Raw genomic sequence first — 16,249 nt, 5'->3', positions numbered from 1 at the left:
CAGGCCGCATGCTCAGGGTCGTCGCTTCGGCTTCTCGATCCACAGCGCGACACAACTCGGCAGCAGGAAGGCCAGTGCCACGAGCGCCAACCAGAGCGACCGACCGGTGAACTCGCCCACGAGGAGCACCGTCCAACCCACCAGAAACGCGATGGGCACCCAGCAGCCGGACACAGTCAGACGCCGCTGAGCCATGTAACCCCCTGCGAATCGAGCCCGCTCCCCACAGCGAGCACAGGATCGCTGTCCCCAACGCCCCGGTCAAGCCGTCCTCGCAGCGGCCGACCGCCCCAACGCCGCTACTGCTGCCAGCCCTGAGCCGCCCCGCGGACGGATGGAAGCCGTAGATGGCCCGTAGAACGCCTGACGCCCCTTCGGCGTGGGTTGGCACCCCCGAAGGGCAAATAGCGGTCTGCGGCCATTGCTCCGTCGACCTTCGCGACGCCGTGGAATGTCTGCACCAGCATCCTGAAGATGGCACACCAAGAGGGGATCATCCCGAAGTACCCATGGGAGGGGCTAAGACCGCCAGAGGTCTTCTATCCGGAGATCCACCCGCTTCATCCGGACGCGGTGAGGGCACTCATCGTGACCGCGTCTCCCCGGTACCGCGCCCTGGTGAGACAGGCCGCTTCAACGGGCTTACGGCAAGGCGAGCTGTTCGGGCTGGAGGACGGAGACCCTGCCGAGACCGTGACGGTCAAACAACAGTTGATCGGTCCCGACAACGGGGTGCCGTACCTCGGGGAACCGAAGACCAGGCAGAGCTATCGGTCCGTTCCTCAAGGACGTTCGGTCGTGGACGAGATCGCACGGCACCGCGAGAAGTTCCCGCCGCGGGTCGTGCACATCGAGGATCGGACGAACCCCCGAAAGCCCGTATGGCGCCATGCCCGGTTGCTGTACACCAGCGAGACTGGCGGAGCGATCCGGCGTGGGAGCTGGGCGAAAGTATGGGCCCGGAACGTGAAGCGGGCCAACGCCCACCTGAAGAAGTCGGGCAGCAAGGTCCGTGTCCCCGAGGACACGACGCTTCACGATCTGCGGCACTTCTACGCCTCAGTACTGATCAAGAACGGGGCGACGCCGAAGCAGGTGCAGATGAGGCTTGGTCACGCTAAGCCATCGATCACGCTGAATGTGTACACGCACCTGTGGGAGGCGGAGGAAGACCGGACCGCCGACATGATGGAGGCCGCGCTGAGCGACGTGCCCTGAGAGTGCCCTGTGAGGGGCGGCAGATGCCGAGTTCCCAGTTCAGGGAGCTGGTCATACACCCTGTGCGGGGGTGCCGCCCCTTCGGCGCGCGGTCGTTCGACGCCTCCGGCAGAGCTATGCGAAGGCCCAGCCGCTCCACTTCTCGACCCGAACGGCGGTTACCGGGCCCTGGGGAGGTGCGTCCTCGTACTGGTCGTACTTACCGCACAGCAACTCCACTGCGCGGAGCCGCTCCGCACCGTCCTCCAGCACGTCTCCACGGCCGTCGGCGCGGGCCCACCACAGAGTCGACCAGTCCTCGCCGTAGTGGTCGACCAGCACCGCCACCGACGGGTTCTCCCGGATGTTGCGCAACCGCCTCAGGTCCCATGTGTTCTTGGGCTTGTGGTCGACCGCGAAGTACAGGACTTCGTCCAGGACGGCGAAGGTCACGGGCACCACATGGGGCACCCCCTCGGCGTCGGCCGTCGCCAGCCGTGCGACGGGTGACGCGACAAAACGTTCCCGGGCGACGAGCGGCGAGAGCTTCATGCGTCCCACCGTACTGAGGCGCTGGGATCCGAGATGCCTGGACTTTCGTGCTGCTGTGCTCCCCGCCCCCGCCCCCCGCCGCCGCTCGGCTACGTCACTCGCAGGCGACGCCGTCCCCGTCGCGGTCGAGGTGGCGGCCGTAGCCGGGGTCGCCGGCGTAGACGGGGGCGGCGCCGGCGGCTCGGGCCTCGGTGCAGTTGGCGTAGTACGCGCTGTCGCTTCCGCTGTCGTCGGAACCGCTGTCCGCCGCAGGCTCGGCCGTGATCGTCTTCGTGACCTTGACGGTCTTCGTGGCAGTAACGGTGGCGGCCGGCTCCGGTTCCGCGGTCGCGGTCGCGGTCGCCGTGGCTGTGACGGTGACCGTCGGGCGGGGCGCGGCGGCGGCGGGCTTCGCGTCGGTGCTCGTCGTGTCCTGACCGCTGTTGCCTATGCCGACGCCGATGAACAGGGCCAGGCCGAGCGCGGGGAGCAGGTAGCGCTTCCGCGCCCACCGCGGGGCGGGTGGAGTGGCGTACGGGTTGGTCATTTCATCCCCCAAGGTGTGTCAGATGCGGGGATGACCGTATTGCCGGGCCACCACTCGTGGAGGAGGAGTGATGGTTTCGTGATCAACGAGGTTAGTGACGAATGCCTTGATAAATGTCACACGCTTGGAAAACTCTCAATTCGGGCATAGTGCAATCTTTGGTGCGCCGCGGTCTTCTTTGCCCCTGTAGCGTCGCCGTCGTCCACCCCCTCGCAGTCGATGGCGAGCGGGCTGCCCATGCGACCGCAGACACAGAGCAGGACGGAACCTCCATGCCCGCAACGCACATAAGCCGCCGCGCGCGACGGGGACTGGCCGCGGCCATGGCCGCTGGGACGGTGCTTGCCGCACTCGCGACCGCCACCCCGGCCGGGGCGAGCACCGGTGGCGCGACTGTCGGCGGTGCGACCGTCGGCGGCTCACACGTGACGTGCACCTCGCAGCAGCCTGGGCTGGCGGCCCGGCTGTCGCAGGACATCGCCGACGCTCTCCGCGGGCGCCAGGGAGCCTCGGCGCTCGCCCTGTACGACCGCTCCACCGCGACCTCGTGCACGTTCCGGGCCGACGCGGCCTTCGACTCGGCGAGCGTAGTCAAGGTGACGGTTCTGGGGGCGCTGCTGCGGCAGGCGGCGGAGGAGCACCGTGCTCTGACCGCCCGCGAGGTGAAGCTGACCACCGCCATGATCACCAAGTCGGACAATGCCTCGACCAACGCCCTGTGGCACCAGATCGGAACCGCCGGCGTCCAGCACTTCCTGACTCTGGCCGGCATGCGCGACACCGTTCCCGGAGCGGACAACCACTGGGGGCGCACCCAGGTCACGGCCGGCGACCAGCTGAAGCTGCTCCGACTGCTCACCTCGGACAACGAGGTCCTCGACCGGAGCGCCCGTGCCTATGCGCTCGGCCTGATGAACCGAGTCGTCCCCGAGCAGCGCTGGGGAACACCGGCGGGGGTGCCCGCGACGACGACGGTGCACGTCAAGAACGGCTGGCTGCCGGATGAGACCGACGGCTGGCGGGTGAACAGCGTCGGCGTGTTCACCGGCGAGGGGCGCGACTACGAGATGGCCGTGCTGTCACGCGGCAGCCGCACGATGGCCGACGGCGTCGCCACCGTCCAAGCCGCCGCCCGAGCCATCAACCGCGACCTGAACCGATCGACCGCGGCCTGAACCGGCCGACCGCGGCGAGAGCCTCATGCCGCACACGGTAGCGAGGCTCGGAGCGCCGTAGGCGGATGACGGGCACGACCGTCGCCGCAGTTCAGGAGCTCGCCGGGGGAAGGAGCAGGTGCGGTTGTCGAACAGCTCAGGTCTTCACGCCGACCATCGGCCGGGGCGGGCGGGGAATGGACACGAGCGCGTCATTTCGCAGGCCCGCGATCTCCAGCAGCACCCGTAGGAGTTCGTGGTGCAGCGCGTCGCTGATCTCATGTGCTTGGGGTGTGTCCACATGCAGCATGTTGACGTGCAGGCCGGTGGCGGTGCGGTGGAACCAGTGGCTGATGCCGTTGCCACGGGTCGCCCAGACGTGCAATGTCGGGTTCCAGAGAGGGTGTTGGTCACCTCCGGGGGTCCTTCTGAAATCGATGTAGGAGAAGAAGTTCACGGGGTACGGCCAGGAGTGAAGGGAGAAGGTTTCCGGGGCGAGCAACTCCCAGGCCCGTACGAAGGGGACGCCGACGTGCCGCTGCAACTCGGTGTGGGCCGCGCGTGCCCGGCGCATGGTGGTGGCGTGGTCCGTACCGCCTTCGCCCACCCGGAACTCGATGGGCATCGTGTTGACGAACCAGCCGATGGAGTGCTGCCACTCGTCCGGGGCGTTCGAAGTGGCTGAGGTCTGCGAGGTCTCCGTGCTGCTCCTTTCGCTGATGGGCAGCATGCCCCGGTAGACCGCAGGGCCGCCGAACCGGTGCTGTGCCGTCGCGGCCGCTGCCAGGACACCGGTGAAGACGCTGCCGCCCGATGCCCGGGCGCCTGCCGCGAGAGCCTCCGTCTGCTGTGCGTCCAGGAGACGGTGGCTTCGGTTCACCAGCGGATACAGGCAGTCTTCCGATACGCCGATGTCGAAGGGGAACCGGGGGAAGAAACCGCCGTTCCGGTCGATGAAGTGTCGCCAGTACGACAGGCGGTCGTCGTCGGGACGGAGGGACGTGTAGCGGCGGCGTTGGTCGTCGCCGAAGTCCAAGTAGCTTCCGGACGCGGGGAGTTCCACCGGCCGGCCGATGGTGAGCGCCGCGTACGCGGTCTGGAGCTCGTTCACCACCACGGGCATGGAGAGGCCGTCGCACACGATGTGGTCGAAGCACAGATAGACCGTGGAATTCGTCTCTCGGACCACCGCGCCCATGAGGAACAGCGGCCAGGAGAGCGTGTCGAGGCTCTTGAACGTCTTGTCGAGGTAGGTGTGCAGCTCGTCCGCGGTGTGGAAGTGGCCGACCTCTTCCGCTTCCAGGGTGATGGCCTCGGGAGACAGAGCCGTGCAGTTCAGGTCGCCGGCCAGGCGTTGGAATTCGCAACGGAGTACCTCGTGTCTTTGTACGAGGAGACGCAGCGCGGATTCGAGAGCCGCGGTGTCGAGTCGGCCCGCGATCTCGAAGGTGACCGTGATCGAGCTTTCGACGCGGCTGCCCGACATTCGAGTCGCCTGGGAGGAGGAGTGGTGCTTGTCCTGATTGAACGAGGCCGACTTGGGAGGAGCGGACTCCTGCCCGACGTGGGGGGAGTGCTTCGTGCGCAGCGCCCAGGAAATCACGGTACCGGGCGCGATGCTGACGTCAGAGAAGGGAATTTGCAGCACTCCGAGGCTTTCTGTTCGTGGCTGGTGTGCGGGGGAGGAGAAGCAGGGGAAGTGGGCTCAGGCGAGGTGGGTGAGCAGGGAATTCATCGCGGCGTTGACGCCGTCCTCGACCTGGATGAGGGGTGCGAGTTCGAGTGCCCGATGCCGTAGGTGTCGGTCCTGCACCGCCTGCTTGATCGCGTCCGCGAGGTGTTGTGCCGTGAGGTGTCCGGCGGTGAGGGGAGTGGGGGCCACGCCCAGCGCCCGCATGCGTGCGGACCAGTGCGTCTGATCGCCCATGTGGGGGCAGAGGACCTGAGGGCGGCCCGCGGCGAGTGCGGCTCCGACGGTGCCGGGGCCGCCGTGGTGGACGACCGCGGTCATCCGGGGGAAAAGCCAGTCGTGCGGGGCCTCTTCGATGGCCAGGATGTTCGGCGACGGGGAACCCGATGCGATGCCGCCCCATCCTGTCGCGACGACGGCCCGTACACCGGCGAGCCGAATCGCTTCGGCGACCAGCGCGTTGTTCCGGCGTGCTCGGGTGCCGACCATGCTGCCGAAGCCGACGTAGACGGGTGGTGGCCCCTCGTCCAGGAACCGGGTCAGCTCCCTGGGCGGAGTCCAGTCGGGGCGGGCGGGCAGGAACCAGAAACCCGTGGTGCGTACGGCGTCGCCCCAGGCCGGGTCGACCGGTGTGACGTGCCGGCTGAACGACTGCAGGACCGGGCGCCGCTTGCCCTGGGCATCCCGCAGCCACGGCCGTGCGCCAGGGCGGCGCGCCGCCAGGCCCAGCTCCGTCGTCCGCCAGCGCTCGACCTCGCCGGAACGCTGGGCCGCGGTCACCAAGGCGTAGGTGCTCCGGTTGAGGAAGCGGGGCACTTTGGGCAGCGGCATCAGTTGGCAGGGGAATTCGGCGGTGGGAATCCAGCCGGGCTGCAATGCCACGACCACGGCGGGTACGCCCAGCATGTCCGCCACGTGCTGGGCGGGAAACGCTGCCGAATGCACCACCGCCGCCACGTCCGAGTGGTCGTGGGCGATGGCCGCGACATCTCGCAACGGCGTCAGCATCAATCGCTTCATGCGTGCGACAGCCTTTGCGGCCGACAGCTTTCCGCGTACGCCCATGAGGCCGTTGTCGATGATCCGGCGGGTCGCCGTCTCATGGAGAATCCGGGCTGGACCGTCGTCGATCGCGGCGAACTCCACGTCGTACGCGGCCGCATCGGGCGCATACGACGGCGGGGCGGCCAATAACGGCCGGTGGCCGTGTCGGCGCAGCGCCACGGCCAATGCGAGAAAGGGTTGGACGTCCCCGCGAGTGCCGCATGCTGCCAGGAGAACCTTGCGCGGGCGAGTGCCGACTTCGAGGCTCTCCGGCCCGAATTCTTTGGGCATGACCACATGCTGAACGTAGCAGAAGGAACAAATCTGGCGCGGGAACGGGTTCGAAGAGTTCTGGGTGCTGGGTCTGATATTCGGTGTGGCGCCGACCGTCCTAGGGTGGGATGGGGGCACACCTGTGGAGGGAAACCGTCATGTCCGGCTGGAGCGCGCACGACATCCCTGACCAGAGCGGCCGTATCGCCGTCGTCACCGGAGCCAACAGCGGGCTCGGGTACGTCACCGCGCGGGAGCTGGCGCGCAAGGGCGCACGGGTGGTCGTGGCCTGCCGGAGTGAGGCCCGGGGGCGTGCGGCGGTCGACCGGATCGGCGCCGAAGTGCCAGGCGTGGAGACCGAGTTCGCGCGGCTGGACCTTGGTGACCTGGGGTCCGTCAGGGAGTTCGCGGCGGCGTTTCCGTACGACCGGCTCGATCTGCTCGTCAATAACGCGGGGGTGATGGCGTTGCCGTACGGGACGACGGTGGACGGCTTCGAGACGCAGTTCGGCGTGAACCACCTGGGGCACTTCGCCCTCACGGGACTGCTGCTGCCCGCGCTGCTCGCCACCCCCGGCGCGCGGGTCGTGACCGTCTCCAGCATGATGCACACGCTCGCGAACATCGACATCGGTGACCTCAACAGCGAGCACCGCTATCGGCGTTGGATCGCCTACGCCCGCTCCAAGACCGCCAACCTGCTGTTCACGCACGAGCTGGCGCGCAGACTGGCGGCCATCGGATCGGACGCGGTCGCGGCGGCCGCCCACCCCGGATACGCGGCCACCAACCTCCAGACCGCCGGTCCACGGGCGGAGGGCCGCCGGACCGCCGAGCGGCTCATGCGGCTCGGCAACCGCGTCATCGCCCAGCCGGCCGAGGCGGGCGCCCTCCCCACCCTCTACGCCGCCACCGCCCCCGGCGTACGCCCCGACGCCTTCACCGGCCCGTCCCTCGCCATGTGGCGCGGGGCGCCCGCGCCGTCGTGGCGGGCGCCCCTGACGCGCGACGACCGGGCGAGTGAGCGCCTGTGGACCGCGTCCGAGGCGCTCACGGGGGTCACCTACGACGGACTGAAGGCCTGACGAGCCTCGTTCCGTTCCGTTCCGTTCCGGTCCGGCGCCGACGGCCTCAGGCCGCCCGCACCTCGTACGTCGCAACCCGCACCGTCTCGTCGTCCAGGCACTGCCCGGACAGCAGGTCGAAGCGCTGCTTGAGCAGGGGCGAGGCGACGAACGGGCGGCCCTGGTGGGTGCCGGTCAGGCCGCGGGAGAGGACTGCCGCGCCGCTGAACGGGTCGCGGTTGTCGATGCCGTACAGCTGCCCGGCCCGGTCGCGGAACAGAGCGATCTGCCGGCCGTCGGGCAGGAGGGCCGCCACGCCCCGGCCGGGGGTCAGCGCGGTCAGATCGCAGACCGTGAACCAGGAGTCCTCCAGGCGGAGCTGGATCTTCAGGTCGGTCGTCTCGGGTGCCAGGGTCATCGCTGGGCGCTTCCTTCCAGGGGTCGCGTGCCGATGGTCAGCAGCGGCAGGTCGGGCTTGATCTGGTCGCGCTCGGGGACGAAGCCGACCACCGGGTCGGGGGTGTCGGGCGCGTTGACGAAGGACACGAACCGGGCCAGCTTCTCGGGGTCGTTGATGGTCTCCGCCCACTCGTCGCGGTAGGCGGCGACGTGCGCGGCCATCAGCGACTCCAGTTCCTCGCAGATGCCGAGGGAGTCCTCCACCACCACGTCCCGGATGTGGTCGAGGCCGCCGGGGATCCGCTCCAGCCAGGTCGACGTGCGCTCCAGGCGGTCGGCGGTGCGGATGTAGAACATCAGGAAGCGGTCGATCAGGCGGATCAGTTCGGCGTCGGACAGGTCCTGGGCGAGCAGGTCCGCGTGGCGCGGGGTCGCGCCGCCGTTGCCGCCGACGTAGAGGTTCCAGCCGTTGGAGGTGGCGATGATGCCGAAGTCCTTCGACTGGGCCTCCGCGCACTCGCGGGCGCAGCCCGACACGGCCGACTTGAGCTTGTGCGGGGACCTGAGTCCCCGGTAGCGCAGCTCCAGGTCGATCGCCATGCGCACGGAGTCCTGGACGCCGTAGCGGCACCAGGTCTGGCCCACGCAGGACTTGACCGTGCGGAGCGACTTTCCGTACGCGTGCCCGGACTCGAAGCCCGCGTCCACCAGCCGCGCCCAGATCAGCGGGAGCTGCTCGACCCGCGCGCCGAACATGTCGATGCGCTGGCCGCCGGTGATCTTCGTGTAGAGGCCGAAGTCGCGGGCCACCTCGCCGATCACGATGAGCTTCTCGGGGGTGATCTCGCCGCCCGGGATGCGTGGCACGATCGAGTACGAGCCGTTCTTCTGGAGGTTGGCGAGGAAGTGGTCGTTGGTGTCCTGCAGGGCCGCCTGCTCGCCCTCCAGGACGTAGCCGTTCGCGCCGATCGTCGGGGCGAGGGAGGCGATGATCGAGGCGACCGCGGGCTTGCAGGTCTCGCAGCCGTCGCCGCCCCGGGCGCCCTCGCGGCCGTAGCGGTCCAGCAGGTCCTGGTAGGAGTTGATGCGCAGGGCGAGGACGATCTCGTAGAGCTCCTCGCGGGTCTGGGCGAAGCAGCCGCACAGGCCCTTGTCGACCTCGACGCCGCTCGCCTCCAGCTCCGCCGTGACGAGCTGGCCGAGCACCTTGACGCAGCTGCCGCAGCCCGTACCGGCCTTGGTGCACTTCTTCACCTCGGGCACGGTCGTGCACTGGTGGTCCGTGACCGCGCCGCGGATCGTGCCCTTGGTGACGTTGTGGCAGGAGCAGATGACCGCCTCGTCCGGCAGTGCGGACGGCCCGAGCTGGGTGGGGGCTCCCGCACCGGCCGGCAGCACCAGCTGCTCGGGCGAGACGGGCGGGACGGATCCGGTGAACGCGCGCAGCGTGCCGTACGCGTCCGCGTCGCCGACCAGGATGCCGCCCAGCAGGGTGCCGTCCCGGCCGATGACCAGCTTCTTGTACAGGCCCGCGCGGGAGTCCGAGTAGACGACGTCCAGGCAGTCCTCGGCCGTGCCGTGCGCGTCGCCGAACGACGCCACGTCCACGCCGAGCAGCTTCAGCTTGGTGGACAGGTCGGCGCCGGTGAAGGACGCCTCGTCGGCGGCGATCGTCGCGGCCGCCGTCTCCGCCTGCTCGTAACCCGGGGCGACCAGGCCGTACACCCGGCCGTCCGCCGCCAGCGCGCACTCGCCGATCGCGAACACGTGCGGGTCGGTGACCGTGCGGCACTGCTCGTCGACCGAGATGCCGCCGCGCTCGCCGACCGTCAGACCGCAGTCGCGGGCGAGCTGGTCGCGGGGGCGGACACCGGCGCTGAACACCACCATGTCGGTGGCGAGTTCGGAGCCGTCGGACAGTTTCATGCCGGTGACCGCGCCGTCCTCGCCGACCACGATCTCCTGGGTGCCCACACCGGTGTGGACGGACAGCCCCATCTCCTCGATGGTGCGCAGCAGCGCCGCGCCGCCGCCGTCGTCGACCTGCACCGGCATCAGACGCGGCGCGAACTCCACGATGTGCGCGTCGAGGCCGAGGCCCTTGAGCGCGCCCGCGGCCTCCAGGCCGAGCAGACCGCCACCCACCACGGCACCCGTCGTCGCCCGCGACTTGGAGTACTCCTCGATCGCGAGGAGGTCCTCGATGGTGCGGTAGACGAAGCAGCCCTCGGCGTCCTTGTTGGGGACGGGCGGCACGAACGGGTAGGAGCCGGTGGCCAGGACGAGGACGTCGTAGTCGACGGTCAGCCCGGAGCGGGCCGTCACCCGCTTCCCGTCACGGTCGATCGTCTCCGCGGGGTCACCGATGCGCAGCTCGATGCCGTGGTCCGCGATGAACTGCATGTCGGTCATGGACAGGTCCTCGGGCGTCCTGCCCGAGAAGTACGAGGTGAGCTGGACGCGGTCGTACGCGGGACGCGGCTCCTCGCACAGCACGACCACGCGGTGCGTGGCGGTCATGCCGCGCTCGGCGAGCGCTTCGAGGAAGCGCTGGCCGACCATGCCATGGCCGACGAGCACGATCGTGGGGCGGGGCTGGTCCCCAGCAATTGCGGTCGTGGTCATCAGGAGCCTCCATCGTTGGTGAGCAGGTGGAGCAGTGGTGCGCCGTCCGTGGGGAGCGGCTCTGCTCCCTCCCAGGCGCGCGCCAGCGCGCCGACGGTGCCGAGTTCGCCGACGAGGACCCCGCCGACCAGGCGGTCGTCGCGGACGACGACCTTGCGGTAGGTGCCGCGGGTGGCGTCCGCGAGCTGGATGAAGTCGTCGCCGGGGCGCGGTTCGGTCTCGCCGAACGCGGCCAGGTCGAAGGGGGAGTCATGCCCGGTCATGGTGAGCCGGGTCAGGGAACGGGTGCCGGTGTAGCGGGCGTTCGCGTCGCCGGCGAGCAGCTCGGCCAGCACATCGGCCTGTTCGAGGGCGGGGGCGGCGAGGCCGTAGGTCGTGCCGTCGTGCTGCGCGCAGTCGCCGATGGCGCGGATGTGCGGGTCGGACGTACGCAGTTCGTCGTCGACCAGGATGCCCTTGTGGACGGCGAGCCCGGCCTCCTTGGCGAGGCCGGCGCGCGGGTGGACCCCGCAGGCCAGCACCACGAGGTCGGCGTCGAGCGCGTATCCGTCGGCCATCTCCACCGAGCGGACCGCGCCGCCGACGCAGCGCACGTCCCGTACGCGGCACTCGGTGTGCACCTCGACGCCGAGGTCCTTCAGATGCCGCAGGACGAGCTTCGACGCACCCGGGTCGAGCTGGCGCTCCATGAGCCGCTCGGCCTGCTGGGCGAGGACGACCTGCGCGCCGCGCACGGCGAGCGCGCGGGCCGCGGACACCCCCAGCAGACCGCCGCCGATGACGACCGCCCGCACGCCCGGCCGTACGGCCTTCGACAGGCCCAGGCAGTCGTCCATGGTGCGGAACGCGTGGACCCCCTCGGGCAGTTCGTGGTCGGGGGTGAACAGGCCACGCAGGGGCGGCAGAACCGGGTTGGAACCGGTGGCCAGGACCAGCGTGTCGTATGCGATCTCCGGGCCGTCCGCGCAGTGCACGATCCGGGCGGCGCGGTCGATTCCGGTGACCTGGGCGCGGACCAGCTCCGGCGGGGCCGGGAGGGAGATCACCTCCGGCTCGTAACGTCCGGCCAGCACCTCGGCGAGCAGGACCCGGTTGTACGGGCGGTGCTCTTCCTCACCGACGACCAGCGCGGGCGTGCCGAGCTCACCGAGCCGCCGGGCGAGATGTACGCCCGCGAGGCCGGCGCCGATCACCACCACACGCGTATTCGAGGTCATGTCTAGGAGCGTGCGATGCGGGTGTTACCCGGCCGCATCACATCTGTTTCCCGCGAGGAACGCTGCCCTCAGCGGGGGCGGGGCGGTGGTGTGAGGGTTCGGGGCGCGCGCCGAGGGCGGGGTGTGAGGGGTTCGGCGGATGCGCCGGGGTGGGCTGTGAGGGGTTCGGCGGATGGGCCGGAGTGGGCTGTGAGGGGTAGGCGGATGGGCCGGAGTGGGCTGTGAGGGGGTTCGGCGGGCGTCCCGGGGGTGGGTCGGAGTGGCCGTACCTCAGAAAACGCTCAGGTACATGGACGGCGCACGTATCCCGTACCTAGGGTCGCGATCATGCCCGACATATCGCTGACCACGCTCGCCGTCCTCTGCCTCGCCGCCCTCGCGGCCGGCTGGATCGACGCGGTGGTCGGCGGGGGCGGTCTCCTGCTCCTCCCGGCGCTGCTGCTCGGGCTCCCGACGAGCACCCCGGCCGCGTACGCGCTCGGCACCAACAAGGCAGTCGCCATCGTCGGCACGTCGGGGGCGGCGGTGACGTACGCCCGCAAGGCCCCCGTGGACGTGCGCACGGCTGTCCGTATCGGCCTCGCCGCCCTCGCCGGGTCCTCCGCCGGGGCCTTCTTCGCGGCCGGGATGAGCACCGAGGTCCTCAAGCCGGTGATCATGGTGGTGCTGCTCGGCGTCGCCGCCTTCGTGATCCTGCGCCCCGCCTTCGGCACGGCCCCGGCCGTCGGCCCGGCCACCCGCCGCCGCGTCCTCGCCGCGATCGGCCTCGCGGGTCTGGGCATCGGCTTCTACGACGGTCTCATCGGCCCCGGCACCGGTACGTTCCTGGTCCTCGCCCTCACCGCGGTCCTGCATCTCGACCTGGTGACCGCCTCGGCCACCGCCAAGATCGTCAACTGCTGCACCAACGCGGGCGCCCTCGCGATGTTCGCCTGGCAGGGCACGGTGCTGTGGCAACTGGCCGGCCTCATGGCCGTGTTCAACCTGGCCGGCGGCACACTCGGGGCCCGCACAGCCCTGAAGCAGGGCAGCGGCTTCGTCCGGGTCGTGCTGCTGACGGTGGTGTTCGCACTGGTGGCGAAGCTGGCGTACGAGCAGTGGGTGGCCTGACGCACTCGGCGTACCCGGCCTGCCCGGCGGAAATCCGGTGGGGTCTTGCCGGAGGGTGCTTCTACAGTGGCGCGGTGACAACTCAAGTGATCGTGCTGAACGGTGGTTCCAGCTCGGGCAAGTCCGGGATCGCCCGGTGTCTGCAGGCCGTCCTGCCGGAGCCGTGGCTGACCGCCGGGATCGACTCGCTGGTCGACGCGATGCCCGCGTCCCTGAAGACGTCGGCGGCCGGGATCGAGTTCGCCCCGGACGGCGGGGTGAACATCGGGCCGCAGTTCCAGGCGCTGGAGGCGGCGTGGCGGGCGGGGGTCGCCGCGACGGTCCGGGCGGGCGCCAAGGTCATCATCGACGACGTCTTCCTCGGCGGAGCCGCGTCCCAGGACCGGTGGCGGGAGCCCCTCACCGGACTGGACGTGCTGTGGGTCGGCGTCCGCTGCGAGGGCGAGGTCGCCGAGGGCCGCGAGATCGTCCGGGGAGACCGGGTCCCGGGGATGGCCGCGTCGCAGGCGGAACTCGTCCACAAGGGTGTGGTCTACGACCTGGAGGTGGACACCACACACACCGAGTCCCTGGTGTGTGCGCGGATCATTGCCGCTGCCATTGCTGCCGCCGATGACGCTGCCGCTCGGGTGGGGTGACCGCGCTCAGCGGCTGTCCGTGAGATGCGCGAAGACGACCACGTTCCCCTGATATCCGGTGCTCCGTGAGTAGCCCCCACCGCAGGTGATCACGCGCAACTCGGGCCGCTTCGCCGCCCCGTACACCTTCTTGTCCGGGAAGTCCTTCGCCTCGTACACCTCCACCGCGTCGACGGTGAAGAGCGCCACGCTGCCGTCCCGCCGGTCCACCTCGATGGTGCTGCCCTTCTTCACGGCGCCGAGGTCGTAGAAGACGGCGGGGCCGTCGGCGTTGTCGACGTGGCCGGCCACGATCGCGGTGCCGGTCTCGCCGGGTGTGGTGCCGGCCTCGTACCAGCCGGCGAGGTTCTTTTCCCCCGCGGGCGGGACGTCGAGGCTGCCGCTGCTCGTGAGCGCGAGACCCATCAGCGGGGCGTTCACGCGGATCGACGGTATACGGATGCGGTCGGGCGGCGACGGCGGCAGCGCGGGGGCGGCGGCGCCTTCCGCGCTCAGGTCGGCGTGCGCCTGCGCGGCGGACGGCTGCGGCGGGGCGCTCCCGGCCGCGTCGTGCAGCAGCCACACGCCCGAGCAGAGCGCGACCACGGTGACGGTCGCTATGGCACTGTTGCCGACCCTGCGCATGCCAGCCTCCTCTTCCTCTCCCTCTTCCTCCTCTTCGGAAGTGGGCCCCGTGCCCCCTCCGGGTCGCGAGGGGCGTCGGACCCGGAGGGGGAGGGGATGCGGTACCGGCGGACGGACAGCGGAGGGTGTCCGTCAGATCCCGTCGCCTCTCGCCCGGCGATGCAGGAGCCAGGTACCGCCCGCGGCGGCGACGGCAAGAGCCGCCACGCCTGCCGCGGTCTGTACGGGGTCGGGGCCAAGTGCGCCGCCGACCCCCGTCTTCACGCTTCCTCTCGGTTGCGACTGCCCGTGCAGGGCGGCCAGGGTGACCGTCAGGTCACCCTTGACCTGCCGGCCGCCGTCGGCGCACGTCGCGACGATCTCGTACGTCCCCGGCTGCGCGCTCGGCGGCACCCGGAACTGCCCGATCGCGTCGTCCTCGTGCGCACTGGGGGCCAGCGTGAACTGCCCGGCGCCCACCGCGCTCGCGTCGGCGGTCGCCGAACCGCCGTTGCCGCATGCCGCCGTGTTCACCGTCACCAGGTCGCCCGGCACCGCGGTGGACGGGTACACCTCCAGGCCGGCGGTGTCGCCGCCGTACGCGGGTGCGGCGACCCCGCCCGCGGCGACGGCGGCCAGCGCGGTGCCGGTCAGCAGACGGGCGGTTCGTCGCATCGCTGCTCCCTCGAGCTCATCGACGGGGCGACGGCCCGCGACACCCCCAAGTGCCGCTGCGTCGGTCGTGCCCCTGCACTTCCGAGGTAAGTGGCAGCGGGACGAACGCGCTCCCTGAGAAAGCGTCAAAAATAGTATGAATGGGTGTCAGGAGACCCGCCGCAGACCGCCGTCCCGGGCTGTTTCAGCAGGTCAGGGGCGTAGGGCGGGCGGCCCGCGGAAGAAACCCGAAGGGCGCACGGCGCGGGGGTGAACGGGTGAGGCGACGGGGGCGACCGTGGTGAGCCATGCTGCCTCGGTGGTGCTCGGCGTCGCCATAGCGTCGAACGAGAGTTTCAGCGGTCGCTGCGCCTTGCAACTGCCGGACGCAGCACACTGGAACAATGAAGATCATGCACTCGTCGCCAGGGGGAGATGTGTGGTGAAGCTGGGGCCGGCACGTTCCATCGCGGCCGAATGGGTCGCCCGGCATGCCCGCTCCGATGCGGTCTTTCGCGGGGCGTATTTCAGCGGCTCGACAGTCGGGCTCCCGGACGACGCCGAGCTGCCGCCCTCCTCCGACATCGACATCGTCGTCATCACCGCCGAGGACGAGCCGCCCGCCAAACCGGGCAAGCTCCGCTACCGCGACACACTGCTGGAAGTCAGCTACCTGCCCTGGGCACAGCTCGTCTCCGCCGACGACGTCCTCGCCTCGTATCACTTGGCCGGCAGCTTCCGCACCGACACGATCATCGATGATCCCACCGGTCACCTGCGCACACTGCGGGCACACGTCTCGGGCCACTTCGCGGCTCGACCCTGGGTCCGCCGCAGATGCCAGGACGCCCGCCACCGGATCGAAACCCGACTTGCGGCGATCGACGCCGCGGCGCCGTTCCACGAACAGGTGCTGTCCTGGCTGTTCCCCACCGGCGTGACCACCCATGTGCTTCTGGTCGCCGCCCTGCGCAACCCCACCGTGCGCCTGCGCTACCTGGCCGCCCGCGAGGTCCTCACCGACTACGGACGCCTCGGCCTCTACCCGGAACTGCTGGACCTCCTCGGCTGCCGGAACCTGCCCGCCCGACGCATCCAGCACCATCTGCGCGAACTCACCAAGGCATTTGATGCCGCCGCCGAGGTCGCGAAGACCCCGTTCTTCTTCAGCAGCGACATCACCCCGCCCGCACGGCCGATCGCGATCGACGGCAGCCAGGACCTCATCGACCGCGGCGACCACCACGAAGCCGTCTTCTGGATCATCGCGACCTTCGCCCGCTGCCACACCGTCCTGGCCGCGGACGCCCCCGAACTGCACCATGCCCTCGCCCCGGCATTCCAGGCAGCCGTCACCGACCTCGGCATCAGCTCGACCGAAGACCTCCTCCACCGCGCCGAAGCGGTCACCCGGTTCCTGCCCCGCCTCTGGCAAACCGCCGAGGACATCATGGCGAGCAACCCCGACATCAGCGGGTAGGCGGAGCACGGCCCCGCCTACCT

General features: G+C 70.2%; 16 protein-coding genes. 6 read left to right on the top strand and 10 right to left on the bottom strand.

The window, feature by feature from the left end:
- Positions 1-12: 12 nt before the first annotated feature.
- Entirely contained in the window at positions 13-195 is a 183-nt protein-coding gene (locus ACFY16_RS00605; protein WP_390644887.1) for a hypothetical protein, read from the bottom strand.
- Between the two features lie 279 nt (positions 196-474).
- Here ACFY16_RS00605 and ACFY16_RS00600 point away from each other — a divergent pair, with 279 nt between their 5' ends.
- Positions 475-1,218 (top strand): tyrosine-type recombinase/integrase, encoded by a 744-nt coding sequence (locus tag ACFY16_RS00600; RefSeq protein ID WP_390644886.1) that lies wholly within the window; start codon positions 475-477, stop codon positions 1,216-1,218.
- A gap of 114 nt (positions 1,219-1,332) precedes the next feature.
- Here the strand turns inward: ACFY16_RS00600 and ACFY16_RS00595 are convergent, their stop codons facing one another.
- Together ACFY16_RS00595 and ACFY16_RS00590 are read right to left on the bottom strand one after the other, a co-directional pair.
- Positions 1,333-1,749 (bottom strand): TIGR03668 family PPOX class F420-dependent oxidoreductase, encoded by a 417-nt coding sequence (locus tag ACFY16_RS00595; RefSeq protein ID WP_390644885.1) that lies wholly within the window; start codon positions 1,747-1,749, stop codon positions 1,333-1,335.
- Between the two features lie 94 nt (positions 1,750-1,843).
- Positions 1,844-2,275: an excalibur calcium-binding domain-containing protein gene (locus ACFY16_RS00590; protein ID WP_390644884.1), complete on the bottom strand. Its 432-nt coding sequence runs from the start codon at positions 2,273-2,275 to the stop codon at positions 1,844-1,846.
- 272 nt (positions 2,276-2,547) lie between these two features.
- On the opposite strand from ACFY16_RS00590, the gene ACFY16_RS00585 reads away from it, so the two are divergent.
- Positions 2,548-3,450 carry a serine hydrolase gene (locus tag ACFY16_RS00585; RefSeq protein ID WP_390644883.1) on the top strand — a complete coding sequence of 301 codons (903 nt, stop codon included), beginning with the start codon at positions 2,548-2,550 and terminating at the stop codon, positions 3,448-3,450.
- Positions 3,451-3,586: 136 nt separating this feature from the next.
- Here the strand turns inward: ACFY16_RS00585 and ACFY16_RS00580 are convergent, their stop codons facing one another.
- Both ACFY16_RS00580 and ACFY16_RS00575 read right to left on the bottom strand, forming a co-directional pair.
- On the bottom strand, positions 3,587-4,915 hold the full coding sequence (locus ACFY16_RS00580; protein WP_390644882.1) for a condensation domain-containing protein: 1,329 nt from the start codon (positions 4,913-4,915) through the stop codon (positions 3,587-3,589).
- Between the two features lie 219 nt (positions 4,916-5,134).
- Positions 5,135-6,454: a glycosyltransferase gene (locus tag ACFY16_RS00575; protein ID WP_390644881.1), complete on the bottom strand. Its 1,320-nt coding sequence runs from the start codon at positions 6,452-6,454 to the stop codon at positions 5,135-5,137.
- A gap of 140 nt (positions 6,455-6,594) precedes the next feature.
- Between ACFY16_RS00575 and ACFY16_RS00570 the strand changes: the two genes are divergently transcribed.
- Complete coding sequence (locus ACFY16_RS00570; protein ID WP_390644880.1) at positions 6,595-7,521, top strand: oxidoreductase; 927 nt, start codon at positions 6,595-6,597, stop codon at positions 7,519-7,521.
- A gap of 46 nt (positions 7,522-7,567) precedes the next feature.
- Here the strand turns inward: ACFY16_RS00570 and nirD are convergent, their stop codons facing one another.
- Genes nirD through ACFY16_RS00555 form a run of 3 tightly spaced genes read right to left on the bottom strand, consistent with a single transcriptional unit; the run spans position 7,568 to position 11,741 of the window.
- The gene (nirD, locus tag ACFY16_RS00565) at positions 7,568-7,918 is read right to left on the bottom strand and encodes a nitrite reductase small subunit NirD (RefSeq protein WP_351140479.1); all 351 of its coding nucleotides are present in this window, start codon (positions 7,916-7,918) and stop codon (positions 7,568-7,570) included.
- Complete coding sequence (gene nirB / locus ACFY16_RS00560) at positions 7,915-10,524, bottom strand: nitrite reductase large subunit NirB (protein ID WP_390644879.1); 2,610 nt, start codon at positions 10,522-10,524, stop codon at positions 7,915-7,917. The genes nirD and nirB overlap by 4 nt, the downstream gene beginning before the upstream one ends.
- Positions 10,524-11,741: an NAD(P)/FAD-dependent oxidoreductase gene (locus ACFY16_RS00555; RefSeq protein WP_390644878.1), complete on the bottom strand. Its 1,218-nt coding sequence runs from the start codon at positions 11,739-11,741 to the stop codon at positions 10,524-10,526. The genes nirB and ACFY16_RS00555 overlap by 1 nt, the downstream gene beginning before the upstream one ends.
- Before the next feature lie 327 nt (positions 11,742-12,068).
- On the opposite strand from ACFY16_RS00555, the gene ACFY16_RS00550 reads away from it, so the two are divergent.
- On the top strand, positions 12,069-12,851 hold the full coding sequence (locus ACFY16_RS00550) for a sulfite exporter TauE/SafE family protein (protein ID WP_390644877.1): 783 nt from the start codon (positions 12,069-12,071) through the stop codon (positions 12,849-12,851).
- Positions 12,852-12,925: 74 nt separating this feature from the next.
- Positions 12,926-13,489, top strand: coding sequence for a chloramphenicol phosphotransferase CPT (cpt, locus tag ACFY16_RS00545; protein ID WP_390644876.1), 564 nt, complete (start codon positions 12,926-12,928; stop codon positions 13,487-13,489).
- 6 nt (positions 13,490-13,495) lie between these two features.
- Here the strand turns inward: cpt and ACFY16_RS00540 are convergent, their stop codons facing one another.
- The gene (locus ACFY16_RS00540; protein WP_390644875.1) at positions 13,496-14,113 is read right to left on the bottom strand and encodes a class F sortase; all 618 of its coding nucleotides are present in this window, start codon (positions 14,111-14,113) and stop codon (positions 13,496-13,498) included.
- 132 nt (positions 14,114-14,245) lie between these two features.
- Entirely contained in the window at positions 14,246-14,767 is a 522-nt protein-coding gene (locus tag ACFY16_RS00535; RefSeq protein WP_390644874.1) for a hypothetical protein, read from the bottom strand.
- Between the two features lie 421 nt (positions 14,768-15,188).
- Here ACFY16_RS00535 and ACFY16_RS00530 point away from each other — a divergent pair, with 421 nt between their 5' ends.
- Positions 15,189-16,226 carry a hypothetical protein gene (locus ACFY16_RS00530; RefSeq protein WP_390644873.1) on the top strand — a complete coding sequence of 346 codons (1,038 nt, stop codon included), beginning with the start codon at positions 15,189-15,191 and terminating at the stop codon, positions 16,224-16,226.
- Positions 16,227-16,249: the final 23 nt, after the last annotated feature.

Origin of the sequence: Streptomyces sp. NPDC001315 (assembly GCF_042896175.1) — a bacterium.
Classification (GTDB): Bacteria; Actinomycetota; Actinomycetes; order Streptomycetales; family Streptomycetaceae; genus Streptomyces.
The sequence above is the reverse complement of the archived record's forward strand: the minus strand, read 5'-3'. Positions and strand labels throughout refer to the sequence as shown.